Below are 16,860 nucleotides of genomic sequence, written 5' to 3' on the forward strand. Positions count from 1 at the left end.
TTATTGTTCTTGCTGCAGCACTGCCTGTATCGCACTGAGTGCTTCCAGCGCACCCATGGCCAGGCCTACATCCTGGGCATACTGCACTTGCGGTTCGCGCAGGTTGATGCGCAGCAGGCGGCAGCCAAAATGGGCTTGCATGCGCTGGCTGAAATTGCGCACGCTGGGCACAGCCGTGCCTGCCCCGATTTCTATGACCAGCGGAAGTTTGACCTTGCTCAGCCAGTTTGATTGCCGCTCAGCCTGTTGCTGCTGCCTTTGTGAATTCCAGTCGGCATCGTCAAACATCAGGATGTTCGGCCTGGCCATGCCGCCACAATGCGGGCAGACCGGTGCAGTATTTATAAGCTGGCAATTGACTTCATCGACTTCTGGCATAAACTGATCTGCTTGCCAGATGCTGTCACGGCAAGGTAGCAGGCATTGCAGATAATGGATGGAGCCATGGCATTCATGGATCAGCGCGGTTTCCAAGCCCGCTTGCTGGAAATGCCCATCTACATTGCTGGTATATACGCTTAGTCCATGGGGTTTGCTGGCTCCCCATTGCCTTAGCAAGTCAAAACCCGCATGGGGACGGATCTCGCGGTAGAGCGCCAGCCTGTGCCCATAAAACCCCCAGGCTTGCAGGGGGCGGCGGCGAAAAGCTGCCGGGTTGGCAATTTCATAGAAGGGGATGGCTTCCTGACCCAGCGCCGGATAGGCCTTCCAGAAGCCTTCGCTGCCGCGAAAATCGGGCAGGCCAGAATCGACACCCATGCCTGCACCAGCCGCAATCACCAGGCTGTCTGCCTGGATGATGAGCTCTGCTGCCTGATGTATCAGATGGGCTGGATGCATGATGAATTTTGGGGAAAGGTGCTTCAATAGACGAATAAGTCAAGCCTGCCTGCGTAATGTGCCATTTCTCTTAATTTCAGGCAAGTCTGTCTGAAAATTGTAAGCAAGCATGAAAATCTGATACTTAACAGGCCAAGTTGATGCAAACTGTTGCAAACAGACAATTATTTTGGAGACTCAGGTATGCGTATTACTTCTGCACTCATAGCCGGACTTTTTCTGACACTGGCCTTGCCAGCGACTTCTCAAGCTGAAGAAGCACCTATACGCATAGGCATCATAGGTCCGTTTACCGGCAAGTCTTCTACCGATATGGGCGAAAGCATACGCGGTGGTGCCAGGGTGTTCCTGCAAGACATCAACCAGATAGGTGGTGTCATGGGGCGGCGCATAGAACTGGTCGAGCGTGATGATCAGGCCAAGCCTGAAATCGGTGCCGCCATGGCAAAAGAACTGATAGACAAGGAAAAAGTCGTTGCTGTAGTCGGCTATGCCAATACCGGTGTCGTGCTGCAGGCGGCCAAGGTTTTTCAGGAAAGTAAAAAGCCGCTCATCATCAGCGCTGCCACCGGTGCTGCCGTGACCAAGCAATTCATGCCACCAGCCATACCTGACAGTTATGTATTCCGTCTCGCCGGTAGTGATAATCTGCAGCCATCAGTAATACTGGCAGACGTCATCGACAAGCGCAAGCTCACCCAAATCGCCATCCTGCATGATGACAGCCCTTACGGCAGCTTTGGCAAGGAAAACCTGCTGGCTGAATTGCAGAGTCGCAAAATCACGCCCGTCGCGGTCGAGAGCTTCAAGGTTGGCGACCAGGACATGAGCGCACAACTGGCCAAGGCCAAGCAGGCCGGTGCGCAAGTGGTTATGCTGTACTGCCTTAGTTCTGAGGCTGCCATGGTTGCCAATGGCATGAGCAAGATCAAGTTCAATGTGCCGCTGACAGGTTCCTGGACCCTTTCGCAGCGCAGCTTTGTTGAACTCGCAGGGAATAATGCCGAAGGTGCGCGCATGCCGGTTACCTTCATAGAAAATGACGCCAGCAGCCGCAGTAATGAATTCGTGCTCAACTACTTCCGTATAAATAATGTTAAATCCATCCCGTCTGCTGTATCAGCCGCACAGACTTATGATGCCCTGAGAATGCTGACCCTGGCATTGATGCAGGCAAATTCTACGGATGGTGACAAGATCAAAATGGCACTCGAAGACATGAAGTACGACACTACTTCCACCGTCATCTCGCGCTATAAAAAACCGTTCTCGAAAAACGACCATGAAGCAGTCGCCAGGAACATGCTTTTCATAGGAGAAATCAGGCGTGGCAAGGTCTCGTATGCATACAAGGAAGATGCGAATAACAGCCTGATCCTGCGTACCAAATAAGCCGTTTTTTCTGCAGTTTTATTGTATAGGCCGACTTCAGGTTTTCTTTGTCCGTCCCCCTGCAGACGCAGGTGGGGCGGATAATTTTCAGTGCAGAGTTTTATGTATTTTCTCTTTCTTCTTGGCAAGTAAAACGTAACCAAATTTAACTTCGGTTGTATAGGCATTCGGCTATCCTGTTAACTTTAAGGCATGCCCGCTGCTGTCTCATTGCGGCCATGGATTAGAATGTTTCCTTCAGTTCTTTTCCTGCGACAGGTGTGCCATTCAAGTGCGGTTGCGAATTATTTGTGAATTAATTCCGAAAAAATTTGTTCGCTAAAAAAGATAAGAAAGGTCACTATGAGCAAAGAACAGATACGCCAGGTATTAAAAGAGCATGGCAAATTTTCTGCCGATATTGATAGCCTGGCAGATGATGCTGACCTGTATGAAGCCGGTATGACATCCCATGCGAGCGTGAATGTCATGCTGGCACTGGAAGATGCTTTTGATCTCGAATTCCCCGACCGCATGCTCAAACGCAGCGTGTTTGAAAGCATCAATGCCATCGATGCAGCGATACAAGAATTGACGGCATGATATGGATACCCCGGCCACTCCCATGATATTGGCGGCCAGGCTGGTCGCCAAAGAATTTGCCGCCCCTCATGCTCATGCCGTAGATCAGGATGCGCGTTTCCCCATCGAAGCCGTGACCGCCCTCAAGCGTGAGAAATTGCTGAGTGCCTACGTGCCTGCAGAATTTGGTGGTGCGGGTGTCGGCCTGACTGAACTGGTACAGATCGTGGAAACCCTGGCGCGTGAATGTGCAGCCACCGCCATGATTTATGCCATGCACCAGATACAGGTCATCAGCATAGTCAGACATGCGCTGGATAATCCCTGGTACCAGAATTATTTGCGTGAACTGGTTGCCCATCAATATCTGATCGCCTCGGTGACATCTGAGGTTGGCGTGGGTGGAGAAATGCGTCGCAGTAATTGTGCGGTGGAGGTGGACGGTCAGCGCTTCAAGCTGATCAAGGATGCGACGACGATTTCTTACGGCGCCCAGGCAGATGATTTACTGGTGACGGCAAGACGCAATCCTGATGCTGCGCATAGCGATCAATCATTGATACTGGTACGCAAGGCTGACTACACGCTGGAGCAAAAAGGTGGCTGGGACACCATGGGCATGCGTGGCACCTGTAGCCCGCCCTTCCTCATGAGCTCTGTTGGCGATGTGGCGCAGATTATTGATGTCCCCTTTGGTGACATGTCAGCACAAACCGTGGTGCCGGTATCGCATCTGCTGTGGGGTGGCTGCTGGATGGGTTGTGCGGCAGCAGCCGTCAATAAAGCCAGGGCCTTTGTGCGTGGCCAGGCCCGTGCCAATCCAGGCAGCGTGCCGCCGACAGCTTTGCGCCTGGCTGAGCTGGTCAGCATGATGCAAAGCCTTCGCACTTCAGTACAAGCCTGCCTGACTGAATATGAAACCTTGGCTGTGGCAGATGATGCGGCGGTTGGTGTACTGACTTCCATTGGCTATTCACTGAAAATGAATAACCTCAAGATCGATGCTACTCAGGCACTGCCCAACATAGTGACCAAGGCCTTGTCCATTTGCGGCATCCTTGGCTACAAGAACGATAGTAAATTCAGCATGAGCCGCCACCTGCGCGATGCCCACTCAGCCGCCATCATGGTCGGCAATGACCGCATCCTGGCCACCAATGCCAACTTGCTGCTGGTACTTAAAGACGATTAGGAAGGACGCCATGTCTATCGATTTTTCTCCTGAAGGCCTGACCGACGACCTGGTCGCTGCCGGCCATATCATCCCCGTCGGTGTGCAAGGCATTTTTGGCCGCGGCCCGGTGTTTGAAGATGTGCTGCGTCGCTTTGATGATTATGTCAGCCGCGTGGCTGCCGATGACGGCGCAGTCAAGATGTCTTTCCCGCCCTGCCTGGACCGCAAGGTGCTGGAACGCAGCGAATACCTGGATTCTTTCCCGCAACTGGCCGGCACCATTTTCAGCTTTACCGGTAATGAAGCCCAGCACAAAGAGCTGATGGAAAACGTCCATGAAGGCCGCCCCTGGACGCATCTGCAAACCATGACCGCAGTGTGTTTGACGCCTGCTGCGTGCTACCCGGTGTATCCTAGCTTCACAGGTACTGTTCCTGCCGAGGGGCGCCTGGTGGATATGCAAAACTGGGTGTTCAGGAATGAACCTTCGCCTGAGCCAACGCGCATGCAGTCTTTCCGTGTGCGTGAATTTGTCCGTGTCGGCACGCCCGACATGGTCGTAGCCTGGCGCGATATCTGGTTGCAGCGTGGCCTGGATATTTTAAAGTCCCTGGGTTTGCCTGCGCATTCAGATGTCGCCTCTGATCCTTTTTTTGGCCGTGGTGGCCGCATGCTCGCGGCCAACCAGCGTGAACAGCAATTGAAGTTTGAAGTACTGGTGCCAGTGATTTTCGAAGCCAAACCGACCGCGGTATGTTCCTTCAATTATCACCAGGATCATTTCGGCAAGCTGTTTGAGATCTATCAACAGAATGGTGAACTGGCTCATACCGCCTGCCTGGGTTTTGGCCTGGAACGTATCGTTATGGCCTTGTTCAAGACGCATGGTATGCAGCCAGAAAACTGGCCACAGACTGCCCGCGACATATTGTGGTCATGACCTGCTGATGAGTCTTCACGCTTTAGCTTCGATTAACGCCAGTGACTACCAGCCTCATGCCCTGCATGGTGCTGACCGTGCCTGGGCAGAAACCAATTGCTATATTGATGTCTGGATAGAAGTCTTGCATGCGCAGGGATTGAACCCACTGGCATGCCTGCCCATGGTGTTTGCCAATGATTTTGATGGTGACCAGTGGACGTTTTACAAACCACCGCATGAAGACTTGTTTGCCCTGTATGGCATAGATGTGCAGGAACTCAATGTCTGGCGCGGCTTGCTGAGCAATGCCACGGTACAGCTGGGCCGTGGCCGCCTGGTGCTGACAGAAACAGATTCGTTTTACCTGCCCGACACGTCAGGTACCGACTATCGCACGAATCACGTCAAGACCACCATAGCGATACAGGAAATTGACCTTGAGCAGCACAAGCTCGGTTACTTCCATAACAGCAGCTACCATGAATTGCAGGGCGAAGATTTTGTAGAAACCTTCAGGATAGGCAAGCCGCATGATGCGACATTCATGCCGCTGTTTGCCGAGTTCGTGCGCCTTGATCATGTGCAGAAAAAGACAGACGCAGAACTGGCAGCGATCTCTTTACCCCTCCTGCGTAAATACCTGGCCAGACGCCCGCGCAATAACCCTGTCAGCCTGTTCCTGCCGGTCTTTATCCGCGATGTAGAACAATTAAAAGAAGAAGGCATGGCAGCATATCATGCCTATGCATTTGCCTGCCTGCGTCAACTTGGTGCTGGCTTCAGCCTGGGTGCACATTACCTGCGCTGGTTGCAACAACACCAGCCTTTGCAATTCGAGGCAGCAGCCGCGGAATTTGATGCCATCTCCGAAGTCACCAAGACCTTATTGTTGAAAACCGCCAGAGCCGTCATGGGTAAAAAAGCCGTTGATCTGGCACCGCTGGTAGAACAACTGGCGATGCATTGGCAGCAGGGCATGGCCGCGCTGGATAGCAGCCTGGCTGCTGGATGAACGCATACATGACAGACAAAATACTCATTTCGATTTCTGCTGGCTGGCATGCTGTACAAGTTGCTGTTGGTACTCCAGTGTCGCCACCAACATTGCCTGCGCAAATACTGGATCAAATACCGGATCAAATACCGGCGCAGGTGCCAGGTACTATCGCCAGCGCACTGCGTGCTGCAGGACAATTTGAATACGGCAAAGACAATTTCGATGAGGTCGATGTCTGGTTTTTCTGTGATCTGGATTTGCCTGAGAATGCTGCCTTTCTTCATTTTGAAGGCCTGGCTACCCATGTTGAAGTTTACTGGAATGATGGCCTCATTTTGCGCAGCGAGAATATGTTCATCGCCCACAGCCTTGATCTGGCTGCGCTTGCCATCAGTGGCAAAGGTCGTTTGAGCCTGCGCTTTCTGGCCATGAATACCCAACTGGCGCAACGCCGCCCTCGCCCACGCTGGAAAACCCGGCTGCTCGAACAGCAGCAATTGCGCTGGATGCGTACCAGTCTGTTGGGGCGCATGCCGGGCTGGTCACCACCGGTTGCGCCTGTCGGCCCATACCGGCCCATCCTGCTGGAATTGCAAAGCCCCGTACGCATCACAAATAAAAATATCAGCAGCAGTATCGATGGTGCTGATGCTGTGCTGAATATTGAATTGACCGTGCAGAGCCAGCAGGCAGTATCGGCTTGTGCCATCAACATTGGTGAACACGAATTTATCCTGGACTGTGAACAACTGGATGAAAATCTGTACTGCATCCAAGGTCAATGCAAGATAGATGAAGTCAAAAAATGGTGGCCGCATACGCATGGTGATGCAGCACTGTATGCATTGGAACTGCATGTCTCCTGTGCGACTCAGCAGTGGATTTTTGATCTTGGTCACACCGGTTTTCGCCAGATCAGAGTTGATCAGCATGACGGCGACTTTAATCTGCATGTGAATAATGTTTCTCTATTTTGTCGTGGTGCCTGCTGGACGCCGTTAGATATCATCTCCCTGCAAAACGAGAGCACTGATTTGCGCCAAATGCTGACACTGGCGCGCGATGCAGGGATGAATATGCTGCGTGTGGTCGGTACCATGGTTTATGAGACCACAGCGTTTTATAAACTGTGCGATGAGCTCGGCATCCTGGTCTGGCAAGACTGCATGTTTGCCAACATGGATTACCCGGTCAGTGATGAGGCTTTTGCCGCCAGCATTACAAACGAAGTGCAGCAATTCTTGCAGCGCACGCAGAGTTCTCCGTGCATTGCCATAGTTTGCGGCAATAGCGAAGTGGAACAACAGGCAGCCATGCTGGGGCAGCCTGCAGAACTCTGGCGTAATGCATTTTTTGCAGAGACCCTGCCTGCGCTGAGTGAACAATACAGACCCGATGTGCAATACTGGCCTTCCAGCCCCAGCGGTGGTGTCATGCCTTTCCAGCTTGACACAGGTGTTGCTCATTACTTTGGTGTTGGTGCGTATCTGCGGCCACTTGATGATGCACGCCGCAGTGCAGTGCGCTTTACCTCGGAATGTCTGGGTTTCTCGAATATGCCCGACGACGATCTGATTGACAGCATGCTCAACAATGGCGAGACACCAGGCCCGCATCCGGCATGGAAGCAAGGCGTACCGCGCGACAATGGCACAGGCTGGGATTTTGAAGACGTGCGCGATCACTATATGGCTGAGCTGTATAAGGTAAATCCTGCGAGCCTGCGTTATGCCGAACGTGAACGCTATCTGTCACTGGCACGTACTACGACCGGTGAAATCATGGCGAAAACCATCGCTGAATGGCGTCGCAGTGGTTCTACCTGCCATGGTGCCCTGATCTGGTTTTGGCGCGATCTGCGGCCAGGTGCAGGCTGGGGCATCGTTGATGCGCATGGCAAACCTAAGGCGGCCTATTATTATCTGAAGCGTGCGATGGCAGCGCTGACCGTGCTCATTACTGATGAAGGTTTGAATGGACTCTGCCTGCACGTCATCAATGACGGGCCGCAGGCATTCGAGGGGGAGCTGGAACTGAATCTCTACCGGCAGTCAGAAACTCGCGTGGCCCATGGCCGCATTGCCGTGCAGGTGGCAGCACATAGTGCAATCAAAGTACAGGACTATGCACTCTTGCCGCATTTTGTCGATACCAATTATGCCTATCGCTTCGGGCCTGCAGGGCATGATGTAGTGGAGGCTGCTTTGCATGACAGTGAGCAGATCATCGCCAATGATTTCCATTTCCCGCAGGCTCATCAATGCGCAGTGCAGGCCGATGTGGGTTTGCGTGCGCATTGCAGTTTGAATGCGGACGGTAATCACATCCTGCATCTGAGTACGAAAAAACTGGTGCAGGCAGTATCCATACAAATCCCTGGCATGCTCCCTGAAGATAATTATTTTCATATGGCACCTGGCAGCAGCAGGCAAGTGCGCCTGGCTGCCATTCACGGCAAGTCTGTCAAAGTTGGGCAGGTGCAGGCACAGAATGCGCTGACGGGCGTCAGGGTGGTTTTGGAAATTAGTACGACTACTGTAGTAAATTAGCGGGGCAGATTTGGCAACACAACAGTATCCCAGCAAAGACATTTTATATACGCCACAAGCCTTTTGGTTTGGTGATGCCGCTACCCCCATGCTGGGCTGGTACCATCCTGCCCGCATACGCGATGCCGGTGGTAGCCGCCGCTGTGGTGTGGTGCTTTGCCCACCCTTCGGGCATGAGTATATGGTGTCTTATCTGGCTTACAAGCACCTGGCCACGCATCTGGCAAAAGCCGGTTTTGATGTCTGTTTTTTTGATTATAACAATACCGGTGATGCTGCTGATGTTGCTGATGTTGCTGATGTTGCTGATGCCGGGGGTGAGCGCATAGCGCTGTGGCAAAACAATATACGCCAGGCTGCTACCCAATTGCGCCAGATGGCGGGTGTAGAACATATTGCCCTGTTTGGTTTGCGCCTGGGCGGCTTGCTGGCAGCGACTGTCGCAGCCAGTATCGATGCCAAGGCCCTCATGTTGATGGCACCGGTCATCTCGGGTCGTGCCTATGCGCGTGAAATGCTGGTCTTGCGCAGCATGAGCTCGCTGCAAAAAGACGTGGAAACCGAGCAAACCATAGACCCCAATCATGTGGTTACGGATGACGAGCTGACCGGTTATGAATTCAGCGCAGCTACCCGCAGCAGCCTGGGCAAGCTGGACTTGAGCAAACTGCCAGCACCAGCCATGCCAGTCTTTTTGCAGCAACGTGATGATATTACAGGCCAGGAGACCAAGCTGGTACAGGCCTGGCACCATCATGACCATGCCCTGCAATTGTCAGAATTGCCGGGCTATGCTGCGATGATGCGTGAAGATGCGCATGATACCGAAGTACCACATGCTATCTGGCAAGAGATGCAAACCTGGCTGGCGCGCTACTTTCCCCTGCACGAAGTCGGCAGCAGGGATGCCCCCGCGTCAAATGATATCGCCAGCCTGCGCATAGCCAATACCATCGTCGAAGAAGAACTGGTCGAGTTTGAAGGCATGACCGGCATAGTCAGCCACCAGACCGGGGCAGATGCGTTTGCCTTGCCCGCCGTGATTCTGTGTAATATCGGTGCCAATCACAGGGTCGGCAATCACCGCCTGTATGTCACGCTCGCGCGTAGTCTGGCCAGCCAGGGCTTTTATGTCCTGCGTTTTGACAAATCCGGTATAGGGTATAGCAGGACTACGCCGGACGATCAGGAAAATGACGTCCATGCCGCATCCAGTGTTGATGATCTCAGTAGCGCCATGTATTTCATGCAGGGCAAATACCATAGTCCGTCTTTTGTACTGACAGGTTTATGCTCCGGTGCCTATATGGCGTATTTGAGCGGGCTCAGGGATGAACGTGTCAGTGGCCTGGTGCTCATGAACCAGTTAACCTATCGCTGGCGTGCGGGCGACACCATAGAAGCACGCAAGAAAGCCACCATCAAATCTACCCATTATTATGTGCATGCCATGGCCAGGGGCGATACCTGGAAGCGCGTACTTAAAGGTCAGGTGGATTTTCGCCAGATCACCGGCAATTTATTACGCCGCATAGGCAAGCGTTTGCACACGCAATGGCAATCATTGGGCACCCGTCTGATGCACAGCAATCTCTTTCTTGGCCAGGTGGCGCGTAATTTCAAGAATCTCGAAGCCAGGGGTACAGAGTTGCTGTTGATTTATGAAGCCAGTGATACGGCAGTGGATGTCATGACTGAACAATTTGGCAGGCATGCAAGATTGCTGGGGCAGAGCGAGCGTATCTCCCTGAAGTTTTTCAAAGGGGCTGACCATACCTTTACGCCACGTTGGTCACAGCTGGCTCTAGTCGATTTCATCGGCAGGCATTTGCTGCATCGTTACAGTTATCGCCAGCATGATGGCATGACAGCCATCGTCACATCTGTAGCACCGCAGCAGCGTTTTGATGCGATTGCCAGTTCAGACCACCAGGCTAAGCCTGTTTCTGCAGACGTGGCAGAATAAAACGCCAGACCACGATCAGTTCAAATATTTCGACCACGATCAGGGCAACAATTGCACCTTGCGCCCCCATGCGCGGGATACTGAAGGCGGTGATCAGTAACACCATGCTGAGTGTCACGCTGCCGAGAAAAAACATTTGCTTGTAAGCGCCACCACTGGATAACCAGGAGGTACCCACCCAGCGCGCCGCATTGATGGCAAAATACGCGCCCCACATCATGACCAAAGGATCAAGCCCGCTGTACTTGGCGCTGATAACGTGGCTCTCCAGCCATGGCAAGGCGGTCAGGAGCAGGGCAACATAGGCCAGTACCACCAGTTCTATCCCGGCGATGGAGAACAGGGTCAGGCGCTTCAAGCCATGCCAGTCTTTTTCTGCCATCAGACGGCTGGCTTCCGGCCTGGCTACCCTTGACCACGCTGCCACCGCCAGCGGTATGGGCATCAGCATCAGGCGTGAGGCATTCAGGTCGGCAATTGCCGCCACTCCCAGCCAGGCACCGGACAGATACACATAACTGTAATTCGACAACCAGCCGACGATGACGCCAGACACCGCCCAACGCCCATGGCCTGAGATGGTTTCCTGATGGTCATTGATAGCCTGGCGGATTTCTTCTTCCGCATGGGCTTCGACATCGGTGGAAGTATGCGCGAGAAAATGCTGGCGGCTGGCCAGCGTGCACAGGAAGGACGAGGCAGCCAGCAGCACAAATACCGTGACCAGGTCAAAATGCTTGCTGAAATACAGTGACGCCAGGCCTATGCCGACCAGGCCCACATATAAAATATCTTGCCGCAATACAGAAATAATATCGGACTGTATGAAGCCCACCGTGCGGCCATATTCACGTATGCCATTGCCAACCAGGTAAGTCGCAAATACCACGCCCAGCAGCCAGCTCTTGTTGCTGTAATGGGTTGCCGCCGGGACGAATTCCACAATCACGAAAGCCAGCGAGCCCATCGCCAGGGTCCAGAACACCTGTTTATACCAGTAGTGCCGCAACAGGGATTTACGGGTGTCGCCGTGGACCGATGGTGCGACCGTGGTCAGCGGGCCGGCTATCCAGGAATCAACAATCAGGCCGACCAGCAAACCACCGGCGTACAATTGCCCATACAGGCCATAGTCGTCCTTGGCCACCAGATTCATGAGCAAAATGCCAATAACGAAATTCAGGGCGCTGAGCATGCCCTGGTCGATGACCGATAAGATGGAAGAAGAAAGAAATTTTTTATAAAAACTCATGAGCTTGCACGAGAGAGTCCTGGCTTATGATGCGGGATTGCAGTGCGTGGGCTGACCTCAGCATATTTTGCATCAGAAACATAACATCAAGACTGGCTGATACACAAAGTATTTCATTCTTTTACAATAGCTTTACCTTTATTTTTCGTCATTTATGAATAATTTAACCACTAAAGACCGGGCACTGGTGTTGTTCAGTGGCGGCCAGGATTCTGCCACCTGCCTCGCCTGGGCACTTTCCCGCTATGCCCACGTTGAGACTATTGGCTTTGACTATGGTCAGCGCCATGCCATAGAACTGAGCGTCAGGCCGGTGCTGATAGAAAAAATGCGCCAGTTTTCACCCGAATGGCAAAACCGCCTCGGTGAAGATCACATGATAGACCTGGGTCTGATTTCCCAGCTTTCGCATACGGCCATGACAGAAGACATCGCCATAGAAATGCAGGAAAATGGCTTGCCGAATACCTTTGTCCCTGGCCGCAACCTGATGTTCATGATGACCGCAGCCACACTGGCTTATCGCCGTGGTCTGAATGTGCTGGTCGGTGGCATGTGTGAAACCGATTTTTCCGGTTACCCTGACTGCCGCGATGACACCATGAAAGCCCTGCAAGTGGCATTGAACCTCGGCATGAATACCCGCCTGAAGCTGGAAACCCCGCTGATGTGGATCAACAAGGCCCAGACCTGGCAACTGGCAGAACAACTCGGTGGCAATGCTTTGGTTGATCTGATACGCGAAGACACGCACACCTGTTACCTGGGGCAGCGTGGCGACATGCACCCATGGGGCCATGGTTGCGGTACTTGCCCGGCCTGTGCCTTGCGCGCCCGTGGTTATGAATTTTATCGCAGCGGTAACTTTGATTTGTAATGTCAGCTTGTAAGCTTGCCGTTAACTTGCCGGACTAGAATAAGCGCACACACCATGAATGAAGCCCATCAATGCTGATTGCCATCATCACCGACCTGCATGCCAACCGTGAAGCACTGCAGGCTTGCCTGGCACATGCGCAACAGCGCAAGGCAACGCGCTATGCTTTCCTCGGCGACCTGGTCGGTTACGGCGCTGATCCATGCTGGGTACTGGATAAAGTGATGGAATACGTCAGCCAGGGGGCCTGGGCGCTGATAGGCAACCACGATGCCGGTCTGTTGCAGGGCGACCGCCAGGGCATGAATCCGACTGCCAGAAAGGTGGTCGATTGGACACGCGCCCAGCTCAATGCCGGGCAACTCGACTTCATCGCCAGACTGCCTTACCGCATAGAGTGGGAAGACCTGCTGTTCGTCCACGCGAATGCCTGGGCACCGGAGAAATGGGAATACATCGATGGCGTCATGGAAGCCACGCGCAGCATGCATGCGACCAAGGCCAGTATCACCTTTTGCGGGCATGTGCATATGCCTACCCTGTTCCATATCAGCCTGACTGGCAAGACCGGTGAATTTACTCCCGTACCAGAAGAAGGCATACCACTGAGCAGGCAAAGGCGCTGGCTGGTCATCCCCGGTTCGGCTGGGCAACCGCGCGATGGCAACCCGGCGGCCTGTTATGCGACTTTTGATACCGATAATCAGGAGCTGACTTATTATCGCGTCCCTTACGATACCGAAACCGCTTGCCAGAAAATCATTGCGGCCGGTCTGCCACCAGCCTTGGGGCACAGGCTGCTGCATGGTAATTAAGCCAGGGTGTAGATGAGCGCTTACCCTCACCAGAAGCTGCAAAGCGGTATGGAATTCGACGGCTACCGCCTCGAAGAGAAATTGCATACCGGCGGCATGGCTGCCCTGTGGCGTGTCACCGACCTGCGTAATCGCCACTCATCGACACCGGGTGACGATGAAGGAGAGCAAAGCCCGCTGATCATGAAAGTGCCCCTGCTGTTTTCAACAGACGACCCAACCGCCATCGTCGCCTTTGAAGTCGAGCAAATGATCATGCCCAAGCTCAAGGGCAGGCATGTGCCGCGTTATTTTGGGGCTGGTGATTTTGATGCCCAGCCGTATATCGTCATGGAGCAGATTGCCGGTACATCCTTGCGCAGCCGGTTTGAAGACGCGCCTTTGCCACTGGCCGAAGTGGTCGATATTGGCATCAGGGTCGCGCATGCCCTGCAGGATCTGCACAAGCAGCATGTGATTCATCTCGACATCAAGCCCAGCAATATCATGTTCCGCCCCGATGGTACGGCAGTGCTCATCGATTTTGGCCTGTCGCGGCATGACAGGTTGCCCGATTTGCTGGATGAAGAATTCCGCCTGCCCATGGGCACAGGCCCGTATATTTCACCTGAGCAGGTCATGGGTGTACGCAATGAACCGCGCAGCGATCTGTTTTCTCTTGGGGTCTTGCTGTATCACCTGGCAACCGGGCAGCGGCCCTTTGGTCATCCGACTTCAGTATCCGGTTTAAAAAAACGCCTGTACCGTGACCCTTTGCCACCGCGCAGCCATCGCAGTGAGATACCGCCATGGCTGCAGGAAATTATTTTGCGCTGTCTGGAAGTGGAGCCGCAAGCGCGCTTTGATACGGCTGCCCAACTAGCTTTTTTATTGCAGCATCCAGATCAGTTGCAATTAACGGCGCGTGCTGACAAGCAGGGCCAGGATGGTTATCTGTCGGTACTCAAACGGCGTTTTCAGGCAGCCGGGGCAGAGCCAGCTTTGTTGCAAAGCGCAGCAGATCAATTATCCCGCGCGCCCATCATCGTCGCTGCGCTGGATTTGACTGGTGGTTCAGAAGCACTGGCAGCCAGCCTGCGCAATATCACGCGCCGCATGTTGCAAACCGAACCTGGTGCCCGCCTGGCCTGTCTGACCATACGCAAGGTCAGCCGCATAGGCATGGATGAAAGCCTGATACAGCAGGGTGAGAACATCCATGTCAAACAACTGGTCGATCTCAAGCACTGGGCCAGGCCGCTGAATTTGAACCCCGACAAGATTACCTTTCATGTGCTGGAGGCATCCGACCCGGCCAGTGCCATCATCGATTATGCCCATAGCAACCGGGTTGATCACATCATCATAGGTTCACGTGGCAGTTCTGCCTTGCGCCGCTATCTCGGCAGTGTTTCTGCCCAGGTCGTGGCCGAGGCAGAATGTACGGTTACGGTTGTCAAGGCACATGAAAAATAGTCATGCAGCCCGGCCTTATTTTTTCAGGCTTTCCAGCACCTGATCGACATAATCCCCATCCGCATCGCTGAACTTCAGCCTTACCGGATACCATTCCAGACTGGGTGCCAGCCATAAATCCAGTTGCTGGTCCTTGGAATCAGCAGGTGGTGCCTTGCTGACATGGATGGCGAGCATGTCGCCCATCGGGGTCTTGATGTTTTCCGGCCCGACGACTTTGAAAGTCCAGGGGTCGGCATCGCGGCGGCCAGCCACCAGCATCTTCCATTCCGTGCCTGCCTTGAAAGCATCGCCAGCGGCGCGGGCGATGGCAATCAACTGCCAGCTGGCGCTGGTCCTGTCCTGCTCACCACCTTTGAGGACATAGGTTTCAGTGGAGGCACTGAAGCGCAGGGTCTTGCTGTCGCGCTCAAAACTGGTCGTGGTGGCGGGTTTACGAAAGCGTTTTTCGACAAACTTGTCGGGTGCCAGGCCAAAATCATCGATATTCCCCACGCTGCTTGCATCGAGTATTTTGCCGACCAGCATGGCATGGGTTTCTGTGATGATGCTGTATTTGTGGTCGCCGGTTTGCCATTTGACAGAGGCTGAACCACTCAGCGGCAAGCCGCTTTGTTTGGCCTTGATGCTGTATTGCAGCTCAACCGACGGTGGTAGCTTCGTCGCATATTTGGTGGCAGTTTCATGTCCCTGCGCCATGACAGGGCTGTTCAGGCCTGATGCCAGCAGCAGGGTAAGAAATAGAGTGAAAAGCGGGGTGCTTGCGGTGCGCATGGCTATCTTTCCATATTGGTGATGCTGATGATTTTGGTCGCGGTCTGGGTAGTCACGGCACCATTACTTTCCGTATTGCGTATTTGCACCGGATACCAGTGCTGGTCGGGTGACAGCCAGACTTCGAGCTTGGAATTGTAAGAACCAGGCAAGGGCGGGCGCACTATATGCCAGGCCATGAACTTGCCTGCCTTGGTCTCGACTTCTTCATACGCAGTCACAATAAAGACAAAGGTGGTGACATCCCTTTCTTCAGCGACTTGCAGCCGGATTTCACGGCCAGGCTGGAACTTCTCAGGGTCGGCATAGCCTATGCCAGCCAGTTGCATGAGGAAGCTGGCCTTGTCCTGGGCGCCATCTTTTATTTCTGTCGTTTTATTTGAAGAAGAAAAACTGACAGATTTTTTCTGATGGTCAAAATGAGTCGCCGTCTCACTGCGGTTGCGCCGTTTTTCTGAACTGGTCGCAGGCGTGATGCCATACGTATCAATCAGGCCTTCGCTGTGCATCTGGTACAGGTTGATGGAGGTCAATAACAAATCCAGCGTGGCATTGATGCTCATCTTGTAGCGGCCAGTCTTGAACTCCCAGTTAATCTCGCCATCGCCATAGACCGGGCTGCGGTTAGGTTCAGTACGCACGATGCGCATGCTGATCGTGCCAGTCTGGGGCGCACGCACAGGATAGGTTTGCGGCCCCTCGGTATTGCTGCTGTCCTGGCCAGGCGTGCCGCTGGCCTCCTCTGCCTTGACTTCAGGCTTGGTCTCTGCTGCCGGTACAGGCGTATTATCCTTGACTTCAACAGGTGCTAGGGGAGCTGGTTCAGGCGCGGGGGCGGGGTCCGGCTCAGGGCTGATCAAAGGCGCCACCGTCTTTTTCACCGCAGCAGGCGGTTTTGCTTCCGGCGCTGCTTGTGGACCTGGTTTCGGGGCGGGGCTGACGTTTTTTTGCTCCGTCTGTTCGGGAATGTCCCGCAATTGCACTGCGATGGGGTTTTCCTGCAAGCGTGGCTTGTCTGGCATCACGTCCCTGTCCAGACCATACAAGACAAACAGGTGCAGCAATACCGCCAGCGTCAAAAACAGCATATTCTGGCGGGTCAACAACATGGTATCAAATTGAGGGGCGGTAGCATTCATCCTGCTAGTGTAAACGCAGTAGATAAATTTTGGATGACCTGAGGAATTTTGCCAGGGAGTAAAATGGCATTTTTTGCAGCAATCATGCTGGATATGCCAGGATTAATCTGATGCCGATGACAATAATTAGCTATTTGAAACGATATT

Annotated in this window: 14 protein-coding genes; 10 read left to right on the forward strand and 4 right to left on the reverse strand. The window is 53.5% G+C overall.

The window, feature by feature from the left end:
- Positions 1–840, reverse strand: coding sequence for an SIR2 family NAD-dependent protein deacylase (locus ACO0LL_RS06810; protein WP_422950131.1), 840 nt, complete (start codon positions 838–840; stop codon positions 1–3).
- Positions 841–1,023: 183 nt separating this feature from the next.
- Between ACO0LL_RS06810 and ACO0LL_RS06815 the strand changes: the two genes are divergently transcribed.
- The 7 genes from ACO0LL_RS06815 to ACO0LL_RS06845 all read left to right on the forward strand — a co-directional run bounded on the left by ACO0LL_RS06815 (position 1,024) and on the right by ACO0LL_RS06845 (position 10,401).
- Positions 1,024–2,232, forward strand: a complete 1,209-nt coding sequence (locus ACO0LL_RS06815) for an ABC transporter substrate-binding protein (protein WP_422950132.1) — start codon at positions 1,024–1,026, stop codon at positions 2,230–2,232.
- Between the two features lie 342 nt (positions 2,233–2,574).
- Positions 2,575–2,814 carry an acyl carrier protein gene (locus ACO0LL_RS06820; RefSeq protein WP_422950133.1) on the forward strand — a complete coding sequence of 80 codons (240 nt, stop codon included), beginning with the start codon at positions 2,575–2,577 and terminating at the stop codon, positions 2,812–2,814.
- A 1-nt stretch (position 2,815) separates the two neighbouring features.
- Complete coding sequence (locus ACO0LL_RS06825; RefSeq protein WP_422950134.1) at positions 2,816–3,985, forward strand: acyl-CoA dehydrogenase family protein; 1,170 nt, start codon at positions 2,816–2,818, stop codon at positions 3,983–3,985.
- Positions 3,986–3,995: 10 nt separating this feature from the next.
- A complete protein-coding gene (locus ACO0LL_RS06830) occupies positions 3,996–4,907 on the forward strand; it encodes an amino acid--[acyl-carrier-protein] ligase (RefSeq protein WP_422950135.1) in 912 nt (303 codons plus the stop codon).
- A 7-nt stretch (positions 4,908–4,914) separates the two neighbouring features.
- Positions 4,915–5,901: a DUF1839 family protein gene (locus tag ACO0LL_RS06835; RefSeq protein WP_422950136.1), complete on the forward strand. Its 987-nt coding sequence runs from the start codon at positions 4,915–4,917 to the stop codon at positions 5,899–5,901.
- Positions 5,902–5,909: 8 nt separating this feature from the next.
- The gene (locus tag ACO0LL_RS06840; protein ID WP_422950137.1) at positions 5,910–8,435 is read left to right on the forward strand and encodes a glycosyl hydrolase 2 galactose-binding domain-containing protein; all 2,526 of its coding nucleotides are present in this window, start codon (positions 5,910–5,912) and stop codon (positions 8,433–8,435) included.
- Positions 8,436–8,445: 10 nt separating this feature from the next.
- Positions 8,446–10,401, forward strand: coding sequence for a serine aminopeptidase domain-containing protein (locus ACO0LL_RS06845; RefSeq protein ID WP_422950138.1), 1,956 nt, complete (start codon positions 8,446–8,448; stop codon positions 10,399–10,401).
- On the opposite strand, the gene ACO0LL_RS06850 is transcribed toward ACO0LL_RS06845, so the two are convergent.
- Positions 10,370–11,653, reverse strand: a complete 1,284-nt coding sequence (locus ACO0LL_RS06850; RefSeq protein WP_422950139.1) for a lipopolysaccharide biosynthesis protein — start codon at positions 11,651–11,653, stop codon at positions 10,370–10,372. The two genes, ACO0LL_RS06845 and ACO0LL_RS06850, sit on opposite strands and share 32 nt — an antisense overlap.
- 154 nt (positions 11,654–11,807) lie before the next feature.
- Here ACO0LL_RS06850 and queC point away from each other — a divergent pair, with 154 nt between their 5' ends.
- The 3 genes from queC to ACO0LL_RS06865 all read left to right on the forward strand — a co-directional run bounded on the left by queC (position 11,808) and on the right by ACO0LL_RS06865 (position 14,800).
- Entirely contained in the window at positions 11,808–12,530 is a 723-nt protein-coding gene (queC, locus tag ACO0LL_RS06855; RefSeq protein WP_422950140.1) for a 7-cyano-7-deazaguanine synthase QueC, read from the forward strand.
- 71 nt (positions 12,531–12,601) lie between these two features.
- Positions 12,602–13,345 carry a metallophosphoesterase family protein gene (locus ACO0LL_RS06860; protein ID WP_422950141.1) on the forward strand — a complete coding sequence of 248 codons (744 nt, stop codon included), beginning with the start codon at positions 12,602–12,604 and terminating at the stop codon, positions 13,343–13,345.
- A gap of 12 nt (positions 13,346–13,357) precedes the next feature.
- A complete protein-coding gene (locus tag ACO0LL_RS06865; protein ID WP_422950142.1) occupies positions 13,358–14,800 on the forward strand; it encodes a protein kinase domain-containing protein in 1,443 nt (480 codons plus the stop codon).
- Between the two features lie 15 nt (positions 14,801–14,815).
- On the opposite strand, the gene ACO0LL_RS06870 is transcribed toward ACO0LL_RS06865, so the two are convergent.
- Together ACO0LL_RS06870 and ACO0LL_RS06875 are read right to left on the reverse strand one after the other, a co-directional pair.
- Positions 14,816–15,574: a DUF3108 domain-containing protein gene (locus ACO0LL_RS06870; protein ID WP_422950143.1), complete on the reverse strand. Its 759-nt coding sequence runs from the start codon at positions 15,572–15,574 to the stop codon at positions 14,816–14,818.
- Positions 15,575–15,576: 2 nt separating this feature from the next.
- On the reverse strand, positions 15,577–16,713 hold the full coding sequence (locus tag ACO0LL_RS06875; protein WP_422950144.1) for a DUF3108 domain-containing protein: 1,137 nt from the start codon (positions 16,711–16,713) through the stop codon (positions 15,577–15,579).
- Between the last annotated feature and the right edge of the window lie 147 nt (positions 16,714–16,860).

It is taken from the genome of Undibacterium sp. TC4M20W (assembly GCF_049340245.1).
In the GTDB taxonomy this organism is placed as follows: Bacteria; Pseudomonadota; Gammaproteobacteria; order Burkholderiales; family Burkholderiaceae_D; genus Undibacterium.

Excerpts from the sequence above, each read along its gene's own strand:
- ACO0LL_RS06850 (WP_422950139.1), bottom strand. The coding sequence starts at position 11,653 with ATGAGTTTTTATAAAAAATTTCTTTCTTCTTCCATCTTATCGGTCATC.
- ACO0LL_RS06865 (WP_422950142.1), top strand. The coding sequence starts at position 13,358 with ATGAGCGCTTACCCTCACCAGAAGCTGCAAAGCGGTATGGAATTCGAC.
- ACO0LL_RS06840 (WP_422950137.1), top strand. The coding sequence starts at position 5,910 with ATGACAGACAAAATACTCATTTCGATTTCTGCTGGCTGGCATGCTGTA.
- ACO0LL_RS06870 (WP_422950143.1), bottom strand. The coding sequence starts at position 15,574 with ATGCGCACCGCAAGCACCCCGCTTTTCACTCTATTTCTTACCCTGCTG.
- ACO0LL_RS06830 (WP_422950135.1), top strand. The coding sequence starts at position 3,996 with ATGTCTATCGATTTTTCTCCTGAAGGCCTGACCGACGACCTGGTCGCT.
- queC (WP_422950140.1), top strand. The coding sequence starts at position 11,808 with ATGAATAATTTAACCACTAAAGACCGGGCACTGGTGTTGTTCAGTGGC.
- ACO0LL_RS06810 (WP_422950131.1), bottom strand. The coding sequence starts at position 840 with ATGCATCCAGCCCATCTGATACATCAGGCAGCAGAGCTCATCATCCAG.
- ACO0LL_RS06875 (WP_422950144.1), bottom strand. The coding sequence starts at position 16,713 with ATGAATGCTACCGCCCCTCAATTTGATACCATGTTGTTGACCCGCCAG.
- ACO0LL_RS06820 (WP_422950133.1), top strand. The coding sequence starts at position 2,575 with ATGAGCAAAGAACAGATACGCCAGGTATTAAAAGAGCATGGCAAATTT.
- ACO0LL_RS06860 (WP_422950141.1), top strand. The coding sequence starts at position 12,602 with ATGCTGATTGCCATCATCACCGACCTGCATGCCAACCGTGAAGCACTG.
- ACO0LL_RS06815 (WP_422950132.1), top strand. The coding sequence starts at position 1,024 with ATGCGTATTACTTCTGCACTCATAGCCGGACTTTTTCTGACACTGGCC.
- ACO0LL_RS06825 (WP_422950134.1), top strand. The coding sequence starts at position 2,816 with ATGGATACCCCGGCCACTCCCATGATATTGGCGGCCAGGCTGGTCGCC.
- ACO0LL_RS06835 (WP_422950136.1), top strand. The coding sequence starts at position 4,915 with ATGAGTCTTCACGCTTTAGCTTCGATTAACGCCAGTGACTACCAGCCT.